The 21,577-nt window shown below is 65.8% G+C and carries 16 protein-coding genes, 2 tRNA genes, 3 rRNA genes and 1 riboswitch; of the genes, 18 read left to right on the top strand and 3 right to left on the bottom strand.

Annotated features, from left to right (window positions below):
* Positions 1–8: 8 nt before the first annotated feature.
* Complete coding sequence (locus tag HD596_RS00100) at positions 9–359, top strand: MmcQ/YjbR family DNA-binding protein (protein WP_185067273.1); 351 nt, start codon at positions 9–11, stop codon at positions 357–359.
* A 50-nt stretch (positions 360–409) separates the two neighbouring features.
* On the opposite strand, the gene HD596_RS00095 is transcribed toward HD596_RS00100, so the two are convergent.
* Positions 410–486: transfer RNA gene (locus HD596_RS00095), tRNA-Pro, on the bottom strand.
* Positions 487–575: 89 nt separating this feature from the next.
* On the opposite strand from HD596_RS00095, the gene HD596_RS00090 reads away from it, so the two are divergent.
* The 4 genes from HD596_RS00090 (at position 576) to HD596_RS00075 (ending at position 3,312) form a co-directional block, all read left to right on the top strand.
* Positions 576–649: transfer RNA gene (locus HD596_RS00090), tRNA-Gly, on the top strand.
* A gap of 103 nt (positions 650–752) precedes the next feature.
* Entirely contained in the window at positions 753–1,334 is a 582-nt protein-coding gene (locus HD596_RS00085) for an alpha/beta fold hydrolase (RefSeq protein WP_185067272.1), read from the top strand.
* A 2-nt stretch (positions 1,335–1,336) separates the two neighbouring features.
* Positions 1,337–1,963, top strand: coding sequence for a nucleoside/nucleotide kinase family protein (locus tag HD596_RS00080; protein ID WP_185067271.1), 627 nt, complete (start codon positions 1,337–1,339; stop codon positions 1,961–1,963).
* A 38-nt stretch (positions 1,964–2,001) separates the two neighbouring features.
* The gene (locus HD596_RS00075) at positions 2,002–3,312 is read left to right on the top strand and encodes a TrpB-like pyridoxal phosphate-dependent enzyme (protein ID WP_185067270.1); all 1,311 of its coding nucleotides are present in this window, start codon (positions 2,002–2,004) and stop codon (positions 3,310–3,312) included.
* Between the two features lie 35 nt (positions 3,313–3,347).
* Here HD596_RS00075 and HD596_RS65490 read toward each other — a convergent pair whose 3' ends face one another.
* A complete protein-coding gene (locus tag HD596_RS65490) occupies positions 3,348–3,425 on the bottom strand; it encodes a 50S ribosomal protein bL37 (protein WP_376776135.1) in 78 nt (25 codons plus the stop codon).
* A 145-nt stretch (positions 3,426–3,570) separates the two neighbouring features.
* Between HD596_RS65490 and HD596_RS00070 the strand changes: the two genes are divergently transcribed.
* The 4 genes from HD596_RS00070 (at position 3,571) to HD596_RS00055 (ending at position 7,122) form a co-directional block, all read left to right on the top strand.
* The gene (locus HD596_RS00070) at positions 3,571–4,347 is read left to right on the top strand and encodes a DeoR/GlpR family DNA-binding transcription regulator (RefSeq protein ID WP_185067269.1); all 777 of its coding nucleotides are present in this window, start codon (positions 3,571–3,573) and stop codon (positions 4,345–4,347) included.
* On the top strand, positions 4,344–5,423 hold the full coding sequence (gene galT / locus HD596_RS00065) for a galactose-1-phosphate uridylyltransferase (protein WP_185067268.1): 1,080 nt from the start codon (positions 4,344–4,346) through the stop codon (positions 5,421–5,423). The genes HD596_RS00070 and galT overlap by 4 nt, the downstream gene beginning before the upstream one ends.
* Positions 5,424–5,487: 64 nt before the next feature.
* Positions 5,488–5,629: riboswitch (cyclic di-AMP (ydaO/yuaA leader) on the top strand.
* 5 nt (positions 5,630–5,634) lie between these two features.
* A complete protein-coding gene (locus tag HD596_RS00060; RefSeq protein ID WP_185067267.1) occupies positions 5,635–6,591 on the top strand; it encodes a coiled-coil domain-containing protein in 957 nt (318 codons plus the stop codon).
* Positions 6,592–6,621: 30 nt separating this feature from the next.
* Positions 6,622–7,122, top strand: a complete 501-nt coding sequence (locus HD596_RS00055; protein ID WP_185067266.1) for a DinB family protein — start codon at positions 6,622–6,624, stop codon at positions 7,120–7,122.
* A gap of 9 nt (positions 7,123–7,131) precedes the next feature.
* Here HD596_RS00055 and HD596_RS00050 read toward each other — a convergent pair whose 3' ends face one another.
* Positions 7,132–7,608: an ATP-binding protein gene (locus HD596_RS00050; protein ID WP_185067265.1), complete on the bottom strand. Its 477-nt coding sequence runs from the start codon at positions 7,606–7,608 to the stop codon at positions 7,132–7,134.
* Positions 7,609–7,841: 233 nt separating this feature from the next.
* Between HD596_RS00050 and HD596_RS00045 the strand changes: the two genes are divergently transcribed.
* The 9 genes from HD596_RS00045 to rrf all read left to right on the top strand — a co-directional run bounded on the left by HD596_RS00045 (position 7,842) and on the right by rrf (position 21,543).
* The gene (locus HD596_RS00045) at positions 7,842–8,708 is read left to right on the top strand and encodes a Sco1979 family transcriptional regulator (protein ID WP_185067264.1); all 867 of its coding nucleotides are present in this window, start codon (positions 7,842–7,844) and stop codon (positions 8,706–8,708) included.
* A 200-nt stretch (positions 8,709–8,908) separates the two neighbouring features.
* Complete coding sequence (gene tig / locus HD596_RS00040) at positions 8,909–10,300, top strand: trigger factor (protein ID WP_185067263.1); 1,392 nt, start codon at positions 8,909–8,911, stop codon at positions 10,298–10,300.
* Positions 10,301–10,610: 310 nt separating this feature from the next.
* On the top strand, positions 10,611–11,243 hold the full coding sequence (locus HD596_RS00035) for a ClpP family protease (RefSeq protein WP_185078200.1): 633 nt from the start codon (positions 10,611–10,613) through the stop codon (positions 11,241–11,243).
* A gap of 14 nt (positions 11,244–11,257) precedes the next feature.
* The gene (locus HD596_RS00030) at positions 11,258–11,881 is read left to right on the top strand and encodes an ATP-dependent Clp protease proteolytic subunit (RefSeq protein WP_185067262.1); all 624 of its coding nucleotides are present in this window, start codon (positions 11,258–11,260) and stop codon (positions 11,879–11,881) included.
* 186 nt (positions 11,882–12,067) lie between these two features.
* Positions 12,068–13,351, top strand: a complete 1,284-nt coding sequence (gene clpX / locus HD596_RS00025) for an ATP-dependent Clp protease ATP-binding subunit ClpX (protein ID WP_185067261.1) — start codon at positions 12,068–12,070, stop codon at positions 13,349–13,351.
* A 72-nt stretch (positions 13,352–13,423) separates the two neighbouring features.
* The gene (locus HD596_RS00020) at positions 13,424–15,997 is read left to right on the top strand and encodes a valine--tRNA ligase (protein ID WP_185067260.1); all 2,574 of its coding nucleotides are present in this window, start codon (positions 13,424–13,426) and stop codon (positions 15,995–15,997) included.
* Between the two features lie 432 nt (positions 15,998–16,429).
* Positions 16,430–17,949, top strand: a 16S ribosomal RNA gene (locus HD596_RS00015).
* 300 nt (positions 17,950–18,249) lie between these two features.
* A 23S ribosomal RNA gene (locus HD596_RS00010) occupies positions 18,250–21,352 on the top strand.
* A 74-nt stretch (positions 21,353–21,426) separates the two neighbouring features.
* Positions 21,427–21,543 (top strand): 5S ribosomal RNA (rrf, locus tag HD596_RS00005).
* The 16S, 23S and 5S rRNA genes sit together here, the layout of an rRNA operon.
* Positions 21,544–21,577 lie beyond the last annotated feature (34 nt).

Raw genomic sequence — 21,577 nt, 5'->3', positions numbered from 1 at the left:
CCCCCGCCGTGGACGCCCTGGAGCGGCTGCGCGCCCTCTGCCTCGCGCTGCCGGAGGTCACCGAACGGCCCAGCCACGGGGAGCCGACCTGGTTCGTCCGGGGGAAGAAGACGTTCGTGATGTTCGCCGACCACCATCACGACGACCGGCTCGCCTTCTGGTGCGCCGCGCCTCCGGGGGCCCAGGCGGAGCTGGTGGCCGAGGACCCGGAGCGCTTCTTCCGCCCGCCGTACGTGGGGCACCGGGGGTGGCTGGGGGTCTACCTGGACGTGGAGGTGGACTGGGCGGAGGTCGCGGAGATCGTCGCAGACGCCTACCGCCAGATCGCCCCCAAATCGCTGATCGCCCGCATGCCCTGACCGGCCTGAAACGCCGAAGGCCACCTCCGTGATGGAAGTGGCCTTCGTCCTGGTCGGGGCGACAGGATTTGAACCTGCGACTTCTTGCTCCCAAAGCAAGCGCGCTGCCAAGCTGCGCCACGCCCCGCCTCGCCGATTGCGCATGCGCTCCGGGACTCCGGTACGCTTACGCCCTAACGACCGGATGAAGTCTAGACCAGAGTTCGACCGGTTCGCGCGGACGTAGCTCAATGGTAGAGCCCTAGTCTTCCAAACTAGCTACGCGGGTTCGATTCCCGTCGTCCGCTCCAGGTGGCGAAAGGCCAGGTCAGCGAGGAAAGCGACCTGGCCTTTCGGCTTCTTTCAGGAAGTTGTGTCCGGTCCGGTTTTCGCGTCTGTGCCTATCCTTGGGGGATGGTGCCAGAAAGGATCTTCGGAGCTGCGACGCGGCACGACGGCGATCCTGATCGGGTGGCCGTGCTGCTTCCCGGAAGGGGTTACGTGCCGGCCCGTCCCCTCCTCCACTTCGCCGGCGCGGTTCTCAGGCGGCACGGCTGGTCCGTGCGGGAGGTCTGGTGGCAGTCACCGGCCACCCAGGACGCGGGGGAGCTGGCCGGCTGGGTCATGGAGCAGATCCGGCAGGCCGTCGACGGCGAGCGGGCCGAGCGCCTGCTCCTGGTCGGCAAGTCGCTCGGCACGTTCGCCGCGCCGCTGGCCGCCGAGCGGGGGCTGCCCGCGATCTGGCTCACCCCGCTGCTCGGGCATGAGGTCGTGGTCGAGGCGCTGCGCCGCACCGGGGCGCCCACGCTGCTGGTGGGCGGGAGCGCCGACCGGCTCTGGGACGGGGAGGTCGCGCGTGGGCTGGGCCACCCGTACCTGGAGATCCCCGGCGCCGATCACGGCCTGGAGACCTTCGAGGACCCGGTCCGATCGGTCGAGATCCTCAGGGACGTGACCGCGGAGATGGACCGGTTCGTGGCGGGCCTGCGATCGTAGGCATGCGCGCGCGAGCGATCTCCCGTGACGGCCTCGTCGAGGAGCTGGCCGAGCTGGCCGCCGGACGGCCGGGGTGGGTGCGGATGGCCGTGGACGGGGCTCCGGCGGCGCGTCCAGGGACGCTGGCCGACGAGCTCGTCGCCCCGCTCCGGCTGCGCGGGCGGCCCGTGCTGCGCGTGTCGGCGGACGACTTCCTGCGGCCCGCGTCCCTGAGGCTGGAGCACGGCAGGACCGATCCGGACGCCTTCTACGAGGACTGGCTCGACGCCAAGGCGCTCCGGAGGGAAGTGCTGGAGCCCTTGGACGAGGGCGGCTCGGGGCGGGTGCTGCCGCGGCTCTGGGACAGCCGCGTCGATCGGGCGTACCGGGCGAGGTACGAGGAGCTGCCCCCGGGCGGGGTGCTGATCGTGGACGGGACGCTGCTGCTGGGACGGGGGCTGGCGTTCGAGGTGAGCGTGCACGTGTGGCTGTCGGCGGGCGCGCTGGAGCGCGGGACCCCCGAGGACGAGCGGTGGCGGCTGCCCGCGTACGAGCGGTACGAGCGTGAGGCGCGCCCCCAGCAGGAGGCCGATGTCGTGGTCAGGGCCGATCATCCCCGCCGACTCGCCGTCATGACGCGCGACGCGTGATGCTGGAACGCGGCGCGTGAGCGGCGCAGACTGGGGCGATGATCCCCAGCCACTGGTACAACATCGTTCCCGACCTTCCCGCCCCGCCTCCGCCGCCGCTGCACCCGGCCACGCGCGAGCCCGTGGGGCCCGACGACCTGGCTCCGCTCTTCCCGATGGAGCTGATCGGCCAGGAGGTGAGCGGTGAGCGGTTCGTCCCAATCCCGCAAGAGGTGCTCGACGTCTACCGGCTCTGGCGGCCGACGCCGCTGATCCGGGCGCGCCGGCTCGAGAAGGCCCTCGGCACGCCGGCCAGGATCTACTACAAGTACGAGGGGGTCTCGCCCGCCGGGTCGCACAAGGCGAACACGGCCGTGCCCCAGGCGTACTACAACGCCCGCGAAGGGGTGCGGCTGCTGACCACCGAGACGGGCGCCGGGCAGTGGGGGTCGGCCCTGGCGTTCGCCTGCTCCCAGTTCGACCTCGAGTGCCAGGTCTGGATGGTGCGCGCCTCGTACGACCAGAAGCCGTACCGGCGCTCTCTCATGCAGGTGTACGGCGCCGTCGTCCACGCCAGCCCGTCACCCGTCACCGGCTCGGGCAGCAAGGTGCTGGCGGACGACCCGGACTCGCCCGGCAGCCTGGGCATCGCGATCAGCGAGGCCGTCGAGGTGGCCGCCGCCACGCCCGACGCCCGGTACGCGCTCGGCTCGGTCCTCAACCACGTGCTCCTGCACCAGACCGTGATCGGCGAGGAGGCGCTGGAACAGCTGCCCGAGATGCCGGACCTGGTCATCGGCTGCACCGGCGGCGGCTCGAACTTCGCCGGCCTCACCTTCCCGTTCCTGCGCGAGAAGCTGGCCGGGCGGATCGAGACGGTGTTCAGGGCGGTCGAGCCGGCCGCCTGCCCGTCGTTCACGCGCGGCGTGTACGCCTACGACTTCGGCGACACCGCGGGCCTCACGCCGCTGCTCAAGATGCACACGCTGGGGCACGCGTTCGTCCCCGACCCGATCCACGCGGGCGGCCTGCGCTACCACGGCATGTCGCCGCTGCTGTCGCACATGTACGAGCTGGGCCTGTTCGAGGCGGTCACCCGCGCCCAGAGCGAGTGTTTCGAGGCCGGTGTCCGCTTCGCCAGGACCGAGGGCATCGTGCCCGCCCCGGAGCCCACGCACGCGCTCGCGGAGACGATCGCCGAGGCGCTGCGGTGCAAGGAGAGCGGCGAGGAGAAAGTGATCCTGACCGCGCTCTGCGGCCACGGCCACTTCGACCTGGGCGCGTACGACCGCTACCTGGCCGGGCACCTGGAGGACTACACGCTGCCGCAGGACCGCATCGAGCAGGCCCTGACCGAGCTGCCGGGATGACGGCGGGGTGGCCGCCGCGAGAGGCGGCCACCCGGTCAGCGCGCCGTGGGGCGCTTGCCGTGGTTCGCCTTCTTCTTCTTGCGTGCCTTGCCCTTGCGTGAGCGCCTGGCCATAAGCTCGCCTCCGGTGATCGGGCCAATGCTCGGCTATGCCACGAGCCTCCCCGCCCGTGCTGACCAGCGCAAGCGCAGCACGCGAACTAACATTCCCCAACAATTCCGTGTCATAATTTGGTGGAATCTGTTGGAAGGAGCGGGCGTGCTCGCACAGCAGCGTCAGCAGACGATCCTCGAACGCGTGCGCAGCAACGGTGGCGTCCGGGTCGCGGACCTGGTCCGCGAGCTGGGCGTATCCGACATGACCATCCGCCGGGACCTCGAGGTGCTGGCCGAGCGCGGGCTGCTGGAGAAGGTGCACGGCGGCGCCACCGCCCTCGGCCCCGGCTCCACCGAGGAGCCCGGCTTCACCGCCAAGTCGGCCCGCCAGCAGCAGGAGAAGGAGGCCATCGCGCGCCGCGCGGCCGGTCTCGTCCGGCCGGGCACGGCCGTGGCGCTCTCGGCGGGCACCACCACGTGGGCGCTGGCCCGCCACCTGATCGCCGTCCCCGAGCTGACCGTGATCACCAATTCGATCCCCGTCGCCGAGGTCTTCCACCGCAACCCGCGTGCCGATCGCACGGTCGTGCTGACCGGCGGCGTGCGCACGCCGTCCGACGCGCTGGTGGGCCCGGTGGCCGTGGCCGCGATCCGCCGCCTGCACGTGGACACGCTGTTCCTCGGCGTGCACGGGATGAGCGTGCGGGCCGGGTTCACCACCCCCAACCTGCTGGAGTCGGAGACCGACAGGGAGCTGGTGACGGCCGCCGGCCGGCTGGTCATCCCCGCCGACCACACGAAGTGGAACACGGTCGGCATCAGCACCATCGCCGAGCTGACCGAGGCCGACGTGGTCATCAGCGACGCGGGGCTGCCTGAGGACGCACGCATGGAGCTGGCCGAACGGGCCGGAGAACTGATCATCGCGGAGGGCTCGTGAAGCGCACCATCACCCACCTGGCCGACGGCCGTGAGCTGATCTACTTCGATCGGCGCGACGACGCCGACCGGAGCGCGATCGACCGGCGGGTGCTCGACCCCAGGCCGGTGGCCTCCGAGCTGCGTTACGACCCGCTGACCGAGGAGTGGATCGCGGTGGCGGGGCACCGGCAGACGCGTACGTTCCAGCCGACGGGCTCGGCGAACGAGTGCCCGCTGTGCCCGTCGTCGGACACGCGCTCGTCGGAGATCCCGGCGTACGACTATGACGTGGTGGTGTTCGAGAACCGATTCCCCTCCTTCTCCGGAAATTTCGCGACTTATGCGGATGTGGGGGGCCTGAGTGAGGTCCGGCCGGGAGTGGGGCGGTGTGAGGTGGTCTGCTTCACCTCTGAGCACTCCTCGTCGTTCTCCCGGCTCTCCAACGACCAGGTGGAGCTGGTCATGGAGGCGTGGGCCGACCGGACGGCCGAACTGTCCGGGATCGAGGGCGTGGAGCAGGTGTTCTGCTTCGAGAACCGGGGCGAGGAGATCGGGATCACGCTGGCCCACCCGCACGGCCAGATCTACGCCTACCCGTACGTCACGCCCAGGACCAAGCTCCAGCTCGCCGCCGCCGGGCGCTACTCCAAGGGCAACCTGTTCGCCGACGTGCTGGCCGCCGAGCGGGCCGCGGGGACGCGCGTGGTGGCCGCCAACGAGTTGTGGACGGCGTTCGTGCCCGCCGCGGCGCGGTGGCCGTACGAGGTGCACATCTACCCGCACCGGCAGGTGCCCGATCTGGCCGCGCTGACGGAGGAGGAGCGGTCGGCGTTCGCGCCCCTCTACACCTCGGTGCTGCGGGCCTTCGACGGCCTGTTCGGCGTGGTGATGCCGTACATCTCGGCCTGGCACCAGGCGCCCGTGCGGCAGGACCGCGAGCTGGGCTACCTGCACCTGGAGCTGTTCAGCATCAGGCGGGCGCCGGGCAAGCTCAAGTATCTCGCCGGGTCGGAGTCCGCGATGGGGGCCTTCGTGAACGACGTGCTGCCGGAGGAGGCCGCGCGGATGCTTCGATCACAAGTAGATCACTATTAGATTTCTAATGGGGGTCGCGTGACTCGTGATCTACCACTAATATCCCTTTTGTGCCGGCCGTAACAGCGGGCACACGCCTAATCCCGGGCGAGTCGCCCGGGAGCCGGGGACCCATGAGCACCTGGGGTGAATCCACTTCGGTGGTAGGGCACGCAGCTCCCAGCCCGAACCCGTCAGCTAACCCGGCCGGCAGAGGGAGAGGAACATCCACGTGGCGGCTCCGTCCCCCGCGACTCTTGCCATCGGCCTCGTCACCGCCGCCGCCGTCGCCCTCCTGCCGGCGACCGCGGCCTCGGCGGCCCCCAAGCCGTCGGAGGCCGAGCTCCGCGCCCAGCTCAAGCAGCTCAACAGCAAGATCGACAAGCTCATCGAGAAGTACAACCTCAAGCGCGTCGAGCTGGCCAAGGCGCAGGAGGCCGCCAAGGCGGCCAAGGAGCGGCTGGCGGCCGCGGAGAAGACGCTGGACACCGCCGAGCGGCGGATCGGCGACCTCGCCAGGATGCGCTACCAGAGCCACGACCCGTCGCTGCCCTCCATCCTGATGGCCCGCAACGGCGGCGCCGCCGCCCTGCTCGAGCAGCTGACGGCCGAGCAGCAGGCCCTGGTCCAGGGGGTGGCCAAGGCCCGCGACGACAAGAAGAGGGCCTCCGACGAGGCCGCCGCGCTGGCCACCCGGATCGGCGTGGACGCCAAGGCGGTGACCGAGCAGCGCGCCGAGGCCGAGGACATCATCGACGACATCAAGAAGAAGCTCCAGGACCTCGTGCCGCTCGGCCCCGGCCGCAAGTCCGACGGGAGCTGGGCGCCCGAGCTGCCCACGGGCTCGGACAACATCACGGCCCGCACCCGGCTGATGAAGACGGAGCTGGCCAAGAACTTCAAGCTGCCGTACACGGTGGGCTGCTTCCGCTCGGGCTCCGACGGCGAGCACCCGCTGGGGCGGGCCTGTGACTTCATGATGAGCACCGGCGGCACGATGCCCGCGGCCATCAACAACGCCCTGGGCGACCGCATCGCCGACTGGGCGCTCAAGAACAAGGGCAAGCTCGGCGTCAAGTACGTGATCTGGAAGCAGCGCATCAACATGGGCTCGGGCTGGCGGGCCATGTCGGACCGCGGCAGCATCACCGAGAACCACTACGACCACGTCCACATCTCGATGTACTGAGCCCGATAAGGCCGGATAAGGTCGGACCTCATGACTGACACCCGGATCCCGCCCCCTCGCACGGGCGATGAGCGGACCACGCTGAACAACTGGCTCGAATGGCACCGCGGCACCCTCGCCGTCAAGTGCGCGGGCCTGTCGGACGATCAGCTGCGTCTGCGCTCCGCCGCACCCTCGTCCCTGTCCCTGCTCGGCCTGGTCCGGCACATGGCGCACGTCGAACGCTCCTGGTTCCGCCGCGTGCTCAACGGCGAGGACCTCCCCAAGCTCTGGGACAAGGACCGCGACAACGACGCCGACTTCAAGGAGGTGGACACCGCCTCCGTCAAAGAGGCCTTCGCCACGTGGGAGGAGGAGATCGAGCGCGCCCGCGCCATCTCGGACGCCAGGCCGCTGGACGCCGTCGGCGACCACAGGGGGCAGGAATGCACCCATCGCTGGATCCTCATCCACATGATCGAGGAGTACGCGCGGCACAACGGTCACGCGGACCTGCTGCGCGAGCGCATCGACGGGGCGACCGGCGAGTAACGGGACCGATCAGGGCTCGGTGCGGAACAACGCCCACACGGCCTTGCCGCCCCGGGCCAGAGGGTCCCAGCCCCAGCACTGGCTGTAGGTCTCGACGATGTAGAGTCCGCGCCCGTTCTCCGAGATGAAGTCCGGCTCCTTGGGGCACGGCACCTCGTCGCTGGGGTCGGCCACCGCCAGCAGCACGTGCGGCTGTACGCGCATCAGCAAGAGCTCGATCTCCCGCCGACCGGCCGCGTACATCGCGTACCGCACCGCGTTGGTCACCAGCTCCGACACCACCAGCGCGGCGTCGTCGCTGAGTTCGTGCAGGCCCCAGCCCTTGAGGGTCGAGCGGGTCACGTCCCTGGCCGTCTTCACGGAGTCGGCCTGAAAGGGCAACGGGCACGAGGTCGTGTACGGCTTGCCGCCCATGAGGAGGTGGTCGAAGCCCACTTCCCGGGTGATTTGCAACGCATCGGCAGTGGCCAGAGGATCCTCCACCATGCTGCCGATACCTCCCCGTTCAGCCCGACTTAGTGCATGTTTGGCCCAATATGCACTAAGCCATCATGGGTCACGATCGCTGCACCTGCAAGACCCAAATGCACGTGCACTTGCATTGTGCAGCAGCAAGCGGCGTTTTGGGGCATAACTCTGCTAATCGGACACGAGGTTGAGACCTTGTCATACCCGGCAATGTGGTGTCACTGTGTGTGCGGACCTTGATAGGAGGCAAAGTGACGCAGAACCAGCCGGGTTCCGGACCGACGGCGCTGCGCATCCTCCTGGGCTCCCAGCTGCGCAAGCTCAGGGAAGCGAAGAACGTCACCCGTGAGGAGGCGGGCCACCTCATCCGTGGCTCCGAATCCAAGATCAGCCGCATGGAGCTGGGCCGGGTGGGGTTCAAAGAGCGGGACGTGGCGGACCTGCTGACCCTCTACGGGGTCGTCGACAAGCAGGCCCGCTCCGCCGTACTCGACCTGGTCGCCACCGCCAACGAGCCTGGTTGGTGGCACCGGTTCAACGATGTCCTGCCCACGTGGTTCCAGGCGTACGTCGGCCTCGAAGAGGCCGCCGCCAGGATCAGGACCTACGAAGTCCAGTTCGTGCCAGGACTGCTGCAGACCAAGGAGTACGCAAGGGCCGTCGTGACCGCCGGATCGGCGGGAATCGGGGCCGAGGAGATCTCCAGAAGAGTGGATCTCCGGCTGGAGCGCCAGCGGATGTTCGACAGGCCGGACGGGCCAGTGTTCTGGGCCGTGATCGACGAGGCCGCCCTACGGCGCCCCATAGGCGGCGTCGAGGTGATGCGGGCCCAGATCGAGCACCTCATCGACCTGATGCGCCAGCCCAAAATCACGATTCAGATCATGCCGTTCAGCTTCGGCGGGCACAGCGCGGAAGGCGGGGCGTTCAGCGTCCTGCGCTTCCCCGACACCGATCTGCCCGACGTCGTGTACGTCGAGCAGCTGGCCAGCGCGCTTTACCTCGACAAACGTGAAGACGTGGACCGATACACCGAGGTGATGGAGCGGCTCTGCGCCGTGAGCACCACTCCGGACGAGACGGTCGAGCTGTTGCGGACGATCGCGGACGAGTTCTGACGGACGGTTACGGATGATCGCGGGCGACTTGTGACGGCGCGGACGTCGTTGTTGGGTACGCATCTGCCCTAGACTGGCCATCGGCGTTGGATCCCGCCGCGGCGGAGCATGCCCAACACCGCTCATGTGGGCGCGGCGCGTGTGCCGTGACCGATGGACGCGCCCGCGATCACTCGTAGCTTGATCAAGGAGACCATTCCGTGAAGACCGCTGTCGAGGAGCTCAGCCCGACCCGGGTCAAGCTCACTGTCGAGGTGCCGTTCGAGGAGCTGCGCCCGAGCATGGATGCGGCGTACAAGAAGGTCGCGCAGCAGGTGCGCGTCCCCGGGTTCCGGCCTGGCAAGGTTCCGGCCCGCATCATCGAGCAGCGCTTCGGCCGGGCGGTAGTGCTGGAGGAGACCCTCAACGACGCGGTGCCCAAGCTGTACGGCCAGGCCGTCGACGAGGTCGACGTGTTCCCGGTCGCCCAGCCCGACATCGAGGTCACGAAGATCGAAGACGGTGAGCAGATCGAGTTCACCGCCGAGGTCGACATCCGGCCCAACTTCGAGGTTCCCGACTACCACGGGCTCGAGGTCACGGTCGACTCCGCCGAGATCTCCGACGAGGACGTCGACGCCCAGCTCGACGCCCTGCGCCAGCGTTTCGCGACGCTGACCGGCGTCGAGCGCGCGGCCGCCAACGGCGACTTCGTCGTCATGGACCTGCGTGCCGAGATCGACGGCAAGAACATCGAGGAGCAGCAGGCCAGCGAGGTCTCCTACGAGGTCGGCGCCGGCTCCGTGCTCCAGGGCCTCGACGCCGCGCTCGAGGGCATGTCCGCGGGCGAGGAGAAGAGCTTCAAGACCGAGCTGGTCGGCGGCGAGAACGCCGGCGAGGAAGCCGACGTGATCATCAACGTCAAGTCGGTCAAGGAGAAGGTCCTGCCCGAGCTCGACGACGAGTTCGCCCAGCTCGCCAGCGAGTTCGACACGCTCGACGAGCTCAAGGCCAGCATCCGCGAGCAGGCGCGCCGCAACAAGCTGATCGACCAGGTCGTGCAGGCCCGCGAGAAGGCGCTCGACACGCTGCTGGAGCAGATCGACATCCCGCTGCCGGACAGCGCGCTCAAGGCCGAGGTCGACGCCCGCAAGCACAACCTCGACCACCAGGTGGCCGAGAGCGGCCTGAGCCGCGACGCCTTCTTCCGTCTCTACCAGACGACGGAGGAGGAGCGCTTCGCCGAGTTCGAGACCAACTCCGCCCGCGCGATCAAGGTCGGCTTCGTGCTCGACAAGATCGTCAAGGCCGAGGAGCTGGGCGTCTCCGAGCAGGAGCTGACCAACTTCGTCGTGCGCCGCGCCATGGAGATGGGCGTGCAGCCCAACGAGCTGGCCAAGCACCTCGCCGACAACGACCAGCTCACGCTGGCCATGGTCGAGATCGTGCGTGACAAGGCCAAGTCGGTGCTCGGCGACGCCGCCAAGGTCGTCGACACCGACGGCAACGAGGTGGACCTCAAGGCGATCTACGCCGAGATCAACGGCCAGGAGGTCGTGGAGGAAGAGGCCGCCGCCGAGGACGCGCCCGCCGGCGAGAAGTCCGAGGCCTGACCGCCGTTCCGCTCTTTCCGAGGCCCCCGAACCGTCCGGTCCGGGGGCTTCGGCCTTTCCGGAGAAAGGCATGCAGGCCGTGTAAGGCCCTCAGAAGGCTCCTGGGCACCCGAAGGGCGCCGCCGGGGCTCAGGGTGCCGGACCAGCGCCCAGCAGGCCGCGCGCGGCAGCTCAGGGAGCCACGCCGCGGGAGGGCGCGATGAACCTGCGCCGTCAGCGAACAGTACGGGGACCGGGCATGAGCTGTGCGCGACGCGCGTTAAGGTCACAAGCAAAGCCAATCGATTACGACGCATCGGAAGGTGACGCTGTGACCAGCCCGCCGACCTTCTATCAGCCTGAGTCGCGAGGCCGTGAGAACGGCTCGTCCTTCCGGCTTGAGGACCAGCTTTACCAGCGCCTGCTGCGGGAGCGCATCATCGTGCTCGGGCAGGAGGTCAACGACGAGATCGCCAACCGCATCTGCGCCGAACTCCTGCTGCTCGCGGCCGACGATCCCGACCGTGACATCACGCTCTACATCAACTCGCCGGGTGGCTCGGTGAGCGCTGGCATGGCCATCTACGACATGATGGAATACGTACCGAACGACGTTTCCACGGTTGTGATGGGCATGGCCGCCTCGATGGGGCAGTTCCTGCTCACCGCGGGCACCAAGGGCAAGCGATATGGCCTGCCCCACGCCCGGGTCATGATGCACCAGCCGTCCGGAGGCATCGGCGGCACCGCGGCCGACATCGCCATCCAGGCCGAGCAGATGCTCTATGTGAAGAAGACGCTGGCCGAGCGGATCGCCCACCACACCGGGCAGCCGCTGGAGCAGATCGAGGCCGATTCCGACCGCGACCGCTGGTTCACGGCCGAGGAAGCCAAGGACTACGGCTTCATCGACCACGTGGTCCGCAGCGCGCGGCAGGTGCCCTCACAGGGCCCGGTCTCCTAAGGGGGAGCAGAGAAGTGAACATCCAGAGCCGCTACGTTCTCCCCTCCTTCGTCGAGCGCACGTCATATGGCGTGAAGGAGATGAACCCGTACAACAAGCTCTTCGAGGACCGCATCATCTTCCTCGGAGTGCAGATCGACGACGCGTCGGCCAACGACGTGATGGCCCAGCTGCTGACGCTGGAATCGCTCGACCCCGACCGTGACATCAGCATCTACATCAACTCGCCGGGTGGCTCCTTCACCGCCATGACGGCGATCTACGACACGATGCAGTTCGTCCGGCCGGAGATCCAGACCGTCTGCCTGGGCCAGGCAGCCTCGGCCGCGGCCGTGCTGCTGGCCGGCGGCACCCCGGGCAAGCGTTTCGCGCTGCCCAACGCCCGGGTGCTGATCCACCAGCCGTCCACCGAGGGTGGCGGCCAGGGCAGTGACATCGAGATCCAGGCCCGCGAGATCCTTCGCATGCGAAACCTCCTCGAGGACATCGTGGCAAGGCACTCCGGGAAGACCACCGCCCAAGTCCGCAAGGACATCGAACGCGACAAAATTCTCAACGCGGACGAGGCAAAGGCGTATGGTCTGATCGATGACATCATCCCGTCCAGGAAGAAGCGCGCTCAGGCCGTGGCTTCCTAGACGAGACGTGACGCACCGGAGCGCTGCCCAATAGGGCACGTTCCGGTGCGACTCGCCGCTAGGGGGCTCACTGAGGGCCCAGAAGACGGTAACGTCGAAACCTGAGCGGTTCGGCCAAGTCCGGAGGATGTCCGGAGACACTGCTCTCGCAGGAGCAGGGCGGTCCCACGCAAAGGAGTATCTGGGGTGGCACGCATCGGCGACGGGGGAGACCTGCTGAAGTGCTCTTTCTGTGGAAAGAGTCAGAAGCAAGTCAAGAAGCTCATTGCCGGTCCAGGCGTCTACATCTGTGATGAGTGCATCGATCTCTGCAACGAGATCATCGAGGAGGAGCTCTCGGAGTCCTCCGAGCTCAAGTGGGACAACCTGCCCAAGCCGAGGGAGATCTACGAGTTCCTCGACGCCTACGTCATCGGTCAGGACAAGGCGAAGAAGGCCCTCTCGGTGGCGGTCTACAACCACTACAAGCGGGTGCAGTCGGGAGACCGGGGCAGAGACGACGGCCTCGAGCTGGCCAAGAGCAACATCCTGCTGCTCGGGCCGACCGGTTCGGGCAAGACGCTGCTGGCGCAGACCCTGGCGAAGATGCTCAACGTGCCGTTCGCCATCGCCGACGCCACCGCGCTGACCGAGGCGGGATACGTCGGCGAGGATGTGGAGAACATCCTCCTCAAGCTCATCCAGGCCGCCGACTACGACGTCAAGAAGGCCGAGACCGGCATCATCTACATCGACGAGGTCGACAAGATCGCTCGTAAGAGCGAAAACCCGTCGATCACGCGCGACGTCTCCGGTGAGGGCGTGCAGCAGGCGCTGCTGAAGATCCTGGAGGGCACCACGGCGAGCGTGCCCCCGCAGGGCGGCCGCAAGCACCCGCACCAGGAGTTCATCCAGATCGACACCACCAACGTGCTGTTCATCTGTGGCGGCGCGTTCGCCGGTCTGGAAAAGATCATCGAATCGCGCATCGGCAAGAAGGGCATCGGCTTCAACGCGATCATCCGATCGAAGGAAGAAGTCGACACGGCCGACATCTTCGGCGACGTGATGCCCGAGGACCTGCTGAAGTTCGGCATGATCCCCGAGTTCGTCGGGCGTCTGCCGGTCATCACCTCGGTCCACAACCTCGACCGCGAGGCGCTCATCCAGATCCTCACCGAGCCGCGCAACGCGCTGGTCAAGCAGTACCGCAAGCTGCTCGAGCTCGACGGGGTGGAGCTGGAGTTCACCGACGGCGCCCTCGAGGCCATCGCCGACCAGGCCATCCTGCGCGGCACCGGCGCCCGCGGGCTGCGCGCGATCCTGGAGGAAGTGCTCCAGTCGGTGATGTACGAGGTGCCGTCGCGCCAAGACGTGGCCCGCGTCGTCATCACCCGCGAGTCCGTGCTCGAACACGCCATCCCGACGCTCGTACCCCGCGACCAGCTTGCCGCCAAGCAGCAGCGCACGCCGCGGGAAAAGTCGGCCTGATCCCATAAACCCACGGCAAGCGCCCCGGCGGAGTCGATCCCTGGGGCGTTTTGCTTTCCCACCTCCCTAGAATTGGTCACCGTGACAACGCCAGAGCTGCCCACCCAGTACACCCCGGCCGACGTCGAGACCCGGAGCTACGAGCGCTGGGTATCCCAGGGGTACTTCACCGCCGACCCGGGCAGCTCGCGCGTGCCGTACAGCATCGTCCTGCCCCCGCCCAACGTGACGGGCGTCCTGCACATCGGCCACGCGCTCGACCACTCCATCCAGGACGCGCTGACGCGGCGCGCCCGCATGCAGGGGCGCGAGACCCTCTGGCTGCCGGGCATGGACCACGCCGGCATCGCCACCCAGAACGTCGTCGAGCGCGAGCTGGCCAAGCAGGGCAAGTCGCGCCACGACCTCGGCCGCGAGGCGTTCGTCGAGCGGGTCTGGGAGTGGAAGGAGGAGTCCGGCGGCCGGATCCTCGGCCAGATGCGCAAGCTGGGCGACGGCGTCGACTGGACGCGCGAGCGGTTCACGATGGACACCGGGCTCTCGCGGGCCGTGCAGACGATCTTCAAGAAGCTGTTCGACGACGGGCTGATCTACCGCGCCGAGCGGATCATCAACTGGTGCCCGCGCTGCCTGACCGCGCTGTCCGACATCGAGGTGGAGCACAGCGAGGACGAGGGCGAGCTGGTCTCGATCCGCTACTCCGACGAGATCGTGGTGGCCACCACGCGCGCCGAGACGATGCTCGGCGACACCGCCGTGGCCGTCCACCCCTCTGACGAGCGGTACGCGCACCTGGTCGGCACGATGGTGGAGCTGCCGCTCACCGGGCGCATGATCCCCGTGGTCGCCGACGAGCACGTCGACCCTGCCTTCGGCACCGGCGCGGTCAAGGTGACCCCCGCCCACGACCCCAACGACTTCGAGATCGGACGGCGTCATTCCCTGCCGTCGATCACCGTCATGGACGAGCGCGGCGTCATCACCGCGCACGGGCCCTTCCAGGGGCTCGACCGCTTCGAGGCCAGGCCCGCCGTCGTGGCCGCGCTGCGCGCCGAGGGCCGCATCGTCGCCGAGAAGCGCCCCTACCTCCACTCGGTCGGCCACTGCTCGCGCTGCAAGACCGTGGTCGAGCCCAGGCTGTCGCTGCAGTGGTTCGTCAACGTCGGGCCGCTGGCCAAGGAGGCGGGCGACGCCGTCCGCGACGGCCGCACCCGCATCCACCCGCCGGAGCTGGCCAAGCGCTACTTCGACTGGGTCGACGACATGCACGACTGGTGCATCTCCCGGCAGCTGTGGTGGGGGCACCGCATCCCGGTCTGGTACGGGCCGGACGGCGAGGTCGTGTGCGTGGGCCCCGACGAGGAGCCGCCCGCCGGCTACACGCAGGACTCCGACGTTCTGGACACGTGGTTCTCCTCGGCGCTGTGGCCGTTCTCGACGCTCGGCTGGCCGGACACGACGCCCGAGCTGCAGCGCTTCTACCCGACTTCCGTGCTGGTCACCGGATACGACATCCTGTTCTTCTGGGTGGCCAGGATGATGATGTTCGGGCTCTACGCCATGGACGGCGAGCCGCCGTTCCGCGTGGTCGCGCTGCACGGCATGGTCCGCGACCAGTACGGCAAGAAGATGTCCAAGTCGTTCGGCAACGTGGTCGACCCGCTCGACTGGATCGAACGCTTCGGCGCCGACGCCACCCGCTTCACCCTGCTGCGCGGCGCCAACCCCGGCGCCGACGTCGCGGTGAGCGAGGAATGGGCGGCCGGGTCCCGTAACTTCTGCAACAAGATCTGGAACGCCACCAGGTTCGCCCTGATGAACGGCGCGGCCGTGGGATCGCTGGAAGGGGCCGAGCTGACGGCGGCCGACCGGTGGATCCTGTCGCGCCTGCAGTCCGTGGTGGCGGCCGCCGACGCGGCCTTCGAGGACTACGAGTTCGCCAAGGCGTCCGACCTGCTCTACCACTTCGCGTGGGACGAGGTCTGCGACTGGTACCTGGAGCTGGCCAAGATCCAGCTCGGTGAGGGGCTCGAACACACCCGGCTGGTGCTCGGCCACGTGCTCGACGCGTTGCTGCGGCTGATGCATCCGCTCGTGCCGTTCGTGACCGAGGAGCTCTGGCGGGCCGTCACGGGCGGCGAGTCGATCGTGACGGCCCCGTGGCCGGAGGTCGACACCCGCTACACCGACGCCTCGGCCGAGGCGGAGATCGGGGCACTGCAGGAGCTGGTGACGGAGGTCCGCAGGTTCCGCTCGGACCAGGGGCTCAAGCCGGGCCAGAAGGTGGCCGCCCGGCTCGGGCTGTCGGACACCGTGCTGGCCGGCCAGGAGAGCGCGATCCGGGCGCTGCTGCGGCTCACGGAGCCGGCGGAGTCGTTCAGCGCCACGGCGAGCTTCACGGTGGGCGGGGTGACCGTGGAGATCGACACCGCGGGCGCCATCGACGTCGTGGCCGAGCGCAAGCGCCTGGAGAAGGACCTGGCGGCCGCCCGCAAGGAGGCCGCGCAGGTGGCCGCCAAGCTGGGCAACGAGCAGTTCATGGCCAAGGCGCCGGAAGACGTGGTCGCCAAGGTCAGGAGCCGTGCCGAGCAGGCCGCCGCGGACATCGCGCGCCTCGAGGCACAGCTTGCCGGGCTCGGGGTTTGAACCATACGAACGCGGGGAAGGTCCATTCGTTACCGAAGATGGACCTTCGACGCCGTCGGGGCTGCTAGAGTTTGAACGTAGGGCGGTTGCCCTGCCACCCCTTCTGATCAACTCCCGGCTTTCGGGCGTTTCCAGCCGCTCGGTTGGACAAGCGCCGAAAGTTGGAGTAAGTTAGCAGGGTTGCCTCGGAGAGAGGCAAGTCCGGAATCTACCGGATCGGGCGGTTTGACAAGGATCGTCCGGATCTGGTAAGATGAAGGAAATGAAATGTGCGCCTCCGCGCTAGGGTCTGAGCCAAGATCTTGGCGGGGATGATCGCGTCCGTTTCTTGAGAACTCAACAGTGTGTTAAAAGCCAGTGCATGATTTACATGCATATCCCCGTCATGATTGACGGAAATTGCTTGGATTCACAATCCAGACGAAGAGACATTGTTTGGAGAGTTTGATCCTGGCTCAGGACGAACGCTGGCGGCGTGCTTAACACATGCAAGTCGAGCGGAAAGGCCCTTCGGGGTACTCGAGCGGCGAACGGGTGAGTAACACGTGAGCAACCTGCCCCTGACTCTGGGATAAGCCCGGGAAACTGGGTCTAATACCGGATACGACCGCCCCCGGCATCGGGTGGTGGTGGAAAGTTTTTTCGGTTGGGGATGGGCTCGCGGCCTATCAGCTTGTTGGTGGGGTAGTGGCCTACCAAGGCGACGACGGGTAGCCGGCCTGAGAGGGCGACCGGCCACACTGGGACTGAGACACGGCCCAGACTCCTACGGGAGGCAGCAGTGGGGAATATTGCGCAATGGGCGGAAGCCTGACGCAGCGACGCCGCGTGGGGGATGACGGCCTTCGGGTTGTAAACCTCTTTCAGCAGGGACGAAGTTGACGTGTACCTGCAGAAGAAGCGCCGGCTAACTACGTGCCAGCAGCCGCGGTAATACGTAGGGCGCAAGCGTTGTCCGGAATTATTGGGCGTAAAGAGCTCGTAGGTGGCTGGTCGCGTCTGCCGTGAAAGCCCGCAGCTTAACTGCGGGTCTGCGGTGGATACGGGCCGGCTAGAGGTAGGTAGGGGCAAGTGGAATTCCTGGTGTAGCGGTGAAATGCGCAGATATCAGGAGGAACACCGGTGGCGAAGGCGGCTTGCTGGGCCTTACCTGACGCTGAGGAGCGAAAGCGTGGGGAGCGAACAGGATTAGATACCCTGGTAGTCCACGCTGTAAACGTTGGGCGCTAGGTGTGGGGATCTTCCACGATCTCCGTGCCGGAGCTAACGCATTAAGCGCCCCGCCTGGGGAGTACGGCCGCAAGGCTAAAACTCAAAGGAATTGACGGGGGCCCGCACAAGCGGCGGAGCATGTTGCTTAATTCGACGCAACGCGAAGAACCTTACCAAGGTTTGACATCACCCGGAAACGCCTGGAGACAGGCGCCTCTTCGGACTGGGTGACAGGTGGTGCATGGCTGTCGTCAGCTCGTGTCGTGAGATGTTGGGTTAAGTCCCGCAACGAGCGCAACCCTTGCTCCATGTTGCCAGCACGCCCTTCGGGGTGGTGGGGACTCATGGGGGACTGCCGGGGTCAACTCGGAGGAAGGTGGGGATGACGTCAAGTCATCATGCCCCTTATGTCTTGGGCTGCAAACATGCTACAATGGCCGGTACAGAGGGTTGCGATACCGTGAGGTGGAGCGAATCCCTAAAAGCCGGTCTCAGTTCGGATTGGGGTCTGCAACTCGACCCCATGAAGTCGGAGTCGCTAGTAATCGCAGATCAGCAATGCTGCGGTGAATACGTTCCCGGGCCTTGTACACACCGCCCGTCACGTCACGAAAGTCGGCAACACCCGAAGCCCGTGGCCCAACCACTTGTGGGGGGAGCGGTCGAAGGTGGGGCTGGCGATTGGGACGAAGTCGTAACAAGGTAGCCGTACCGGAAGGTGCGGCTGGATCACCTCCTTTCTAAGGAGCATCTTCACCCGTCACCACCGAGTGTGTGGTGGGGTGACAGCTCACTAGTGGAGCACTGGCTACTCAACCAGGCTCGGTTGTCTGCGGGTTAGTACCTCCCTCCTCGGAGGGAGTGGGAACGGCCGTGAGGGAGCTGGGGCTGGTTGGACACACTGTTGGGTCCTGAGGAAACGGGCATGTTGTTCGGTTCTTCTGGAGTACAGGGCCGCTGAAGGGTTCGGGGTTTCCCGGGCTTGGATGCGGTTGCTGTTTGTTGTTTGAGATTTGCATAGTGGACGCGAGCATCTTTGTGGCCAAGTTTTTTAGGGCACACGGTGGATGCCTTGGCATCAGGAGCCGATGAAGGACGTGGGAGGCTGCGTTAAGCCTCGGGGAGTCGCCAACCAGACGTTGATCCGGGGATGTCCGAATGGGGAAACCTAGCACCAGTCATGTGGTGTTGCCTCCGCCTGAATGTATAGGGCGGTTGGTGGTAACGCGGGGAAGTGAAACATCTCAGTACCCGTAGGAAGAGAAAACAAGAGTGATTCCGTGAGTAGTGGTGAGCGAAAGCGGATGAGGCTAAACCGGGCGTGTGTGATAGCCGGCAGGCGTTGCATGTCCGGGGTCGTGGGACCCTCTTGGAGTGGCTGCCGCTGCTTCGAGGAGTGATAAATCCTTCTGATAGTTGAAGCCTCTGGGAAGGGGCGCCGTAGACCGTGAGAGCCGGGTAGACGAAATCGGATGGACTCCTTGAGGGGATCCCAAGTAGCACGGGGCTCGAGAAATCCTGTGTGAATCTGCCAGGACCACCTGGTAAGCCTAAATACTCCCTGGTGACCGATAGTGCACGAGTACCGTGAGGGAAAGGTGAAAAGTGCCCCGGTGAGGGGTCGTGAAATAGTACCTGAAACCGTGTGCCTACAAGCCGTAGGAGCTTACAGAAGCTTGCTTCTGTGTGATGTGACTGCGTGCCTTTTGAAGAATGAGCCTGCGAGTTATGGTGTGTGGCGAGGTTAACCCGTGTGGGGGAGCCGTAGCGAAAGCGAGTCTGAATAGGGCGTTGAGTCGCATGCTGTAGACCCGAAGCGGAGTGATCTACGCATGGGCAGGTTGAAGCTCAGGTAAGACTGGGTGGAGGACCGAACCCACCAGGGTTGAAAACCTGGGGGATGATCTGTGTGTAGGGGTGAAAGGCCAATCAAACTCCGTGATAGCTGGTTCTCCCCGAAATGCATTTAGGTGCAGCGTCGCGTGTTTCTTGCCGGAGGTAGAGCACTGGATGGCCGATGGGCCCGACAAGGTTACTGACGTCAGCCAAACTCCGAATGCCGGTAAGTGAGAGCGTGGCAGTGAGACTGCGGGCGATAAGGTTCGTAGTCGAGAGGGAAACAGCCCAGATCACCGACTAAGGCCCCTAAGCGTGTGCTAAGTGGGAAAGGATGTGGAGTCGCAGAGACAACCAGGAGGTTGGCTTAGAAGCAGCCACCCTTGAAAGAGTGCGTAATAGCTCACTGGTCAAGTGATTCTGCGCCGACAATGTAGCGGGGCTCAAGTACACCGCCGAAGTCGTGGCACTGACAGCCAAGTGTTGTTGGTGGGTAGGGGAGCGTCGTGCAGCCGGTGAAGCAGCAGAGTGATCTAGTTGTGGAGGCTGTGCGAGTGAGAATGCAGGCATGAGTAGCGAATCGAGGGTGAGAAACCCTCGCGCCGGATGACCAAGGGTTCCTGGGGCAGGCTAATCCGCCCAGGGTAAGTCGGGACCTAAGGCGAGGCCGACAGGCGTAGTCGATGGACAACGGGTTGATATTCCCGTACCCGCTTCAACGCGCCCATATCGAACCTCGTGATGCTAAGAGTCCTTAGCTCGCTCGGGCCTTCGGGCTTGGGGTCAGAGTGAACGCTCGATCCGATCGGGTAGTAGGTAAGCGATGGGGTGACGCAGGAAGGTAGTCCAGCCCAGGCGATGGTTGTCCTGGGGTAAGCATGTAGGGAGTGAGGTAGGCAAATCCGCCTCGCATATATCCTGAGATGTGATGCCGAGCCGATTGTGGTGAAGTGGATGATCCTATGCTGCCGAGAAAAGCCTCTAGCGAGTGTTGTGGCGGCCCGTACCCTAAACCGACTCAGGTGGTCAGGTAGAGAATACTAAGGCGATCGGGTGAACTGTGGTTAAGGAACTCGGCAAATTGCCCCCGTAACTTCGGGAGAAGGGGGACCTCTGCTGGTGATGGGTTTTGCACTCGGAGCTGGTGGGGGTCGCAGTGGCCAGGGGGAAGCGACTGTTTACTAAAAACACAGGTCCGTGCGAAGTCGTAAGACGATGTATACGGACTGACGCCTGCCCGGTGCCGGAACGTTAAGGGGACCGCTTAGTCAGCTTCGGCTGGCGAAGGTGAGAACTTAAGCGCCGGTAAACGGCGGTGGTAACTATAACCATCCTAAGGTAGCGAAATTCCTTGTCGGGTAAGTTCCGACCTGCACGAATGGCGTAACGACTTCCCCGCTGTCTCAACCGCAGACCCGGTGAAATTGCAGTACGAGTAAAGATGCTCGTTTCGCGCAGCAGGACGGAAAGACCCCGGGACCTTCACTACAGCTTGACATTGGTGTTTGGAACGGCTTGTGTAGGATAGGTGGGAGACTGGGAAGCTCGGACGCTAGTTCGGGTGGAGTCATTGGTGAAATACCACTCTGGTCGTTTTGGATGTCTAACTCTGGTCCGTGATCCGGATCGGGGACAGTGTCTGGTGGGTAGTTTAACTGGGGCGGTTGCCTCCCAAAGGGTAACGGAGGCGCCCAAAGGTTCCCTCAGCCTGGTTGGCAATCAGGTGTTGAGTGTAAGTGCACAAGGGAGCTTGACTGTGAGACTGACGGGTCGAGCAGGAGCGAAAGCTGGGACTAGTGATCCGGCATCGGCGTGTGGAAGCGGTGTCGCTCAACGGCTAAAAGGTACCCCGGGGATAACAGGCTGATCTTCCCCAAGAGTCCATATCGACGGGATGGTTTGGCACCTCGATGTCGGCTCGTCGCATCCTGGGGCTGGAGTAGGTCCCAAGGGTTGGGCTGTTCGCCCATTAAAGCGGTACGCGAGCTGGGTTTAGAACGTCGCGAGACAGTTCGGTCCCTATCCGCTGCGCGCGCAGGAGACTTGAAAGGGGCTGTCCCTAGTACGAGAGGACCGGGACGGACGAACCTCTGGTGTGCCAGTTGTACCGCCAGGTGCACGGCTGGTTGGCTACGTTCGGGAGGGATAACCGCTGAAAGCATCTAAGCGGGAAGCTTGCCTTGAGATGAGGTCTCCCACCCTGTGAGGGGGTAAGGCTCCCGGTAGACGACCGGGTTGATAGGCCGGAGGTGGAAGCGCGGTAACGTGTGGAGCTGACCGGTACTAATAGGCCGAGGACTTGACCACAAAGCAGACTTTTCTAAGTTGTTGCTCGCGTCCATTATGTGATTCTGAGACAGCAAGCGGCTGTTTCGTAGGGTTACGGCGGTTATGGCGGGAAGGAAACACCCGGTTACATTCCGAACCCGGAAGTTAAGCTTCTCTGCGCCGATGGTACTGCACTCGGGAGGGTGTGGGAGAGTAGGTCGCCGCCGGACAATCTTTGAGGGGGTTCGACGCCTTGTGCGTCGG

This window comes from Nonomuraea jabiensis (genome assembly GCF_014204795.1).
GTDB classification, from domain to species: Bacteria; Actinomycetota; Actinomycetes; order Streptosporangiales; family Streptosporangiaceae; genus Nonomuraea; species Nonomuraea jabiensis.
The sequence above is the reverse complement of the archived record's forward strand: the minus strand, read 5'-3'. Positions and strand labels throughout refer to the sequence as shown.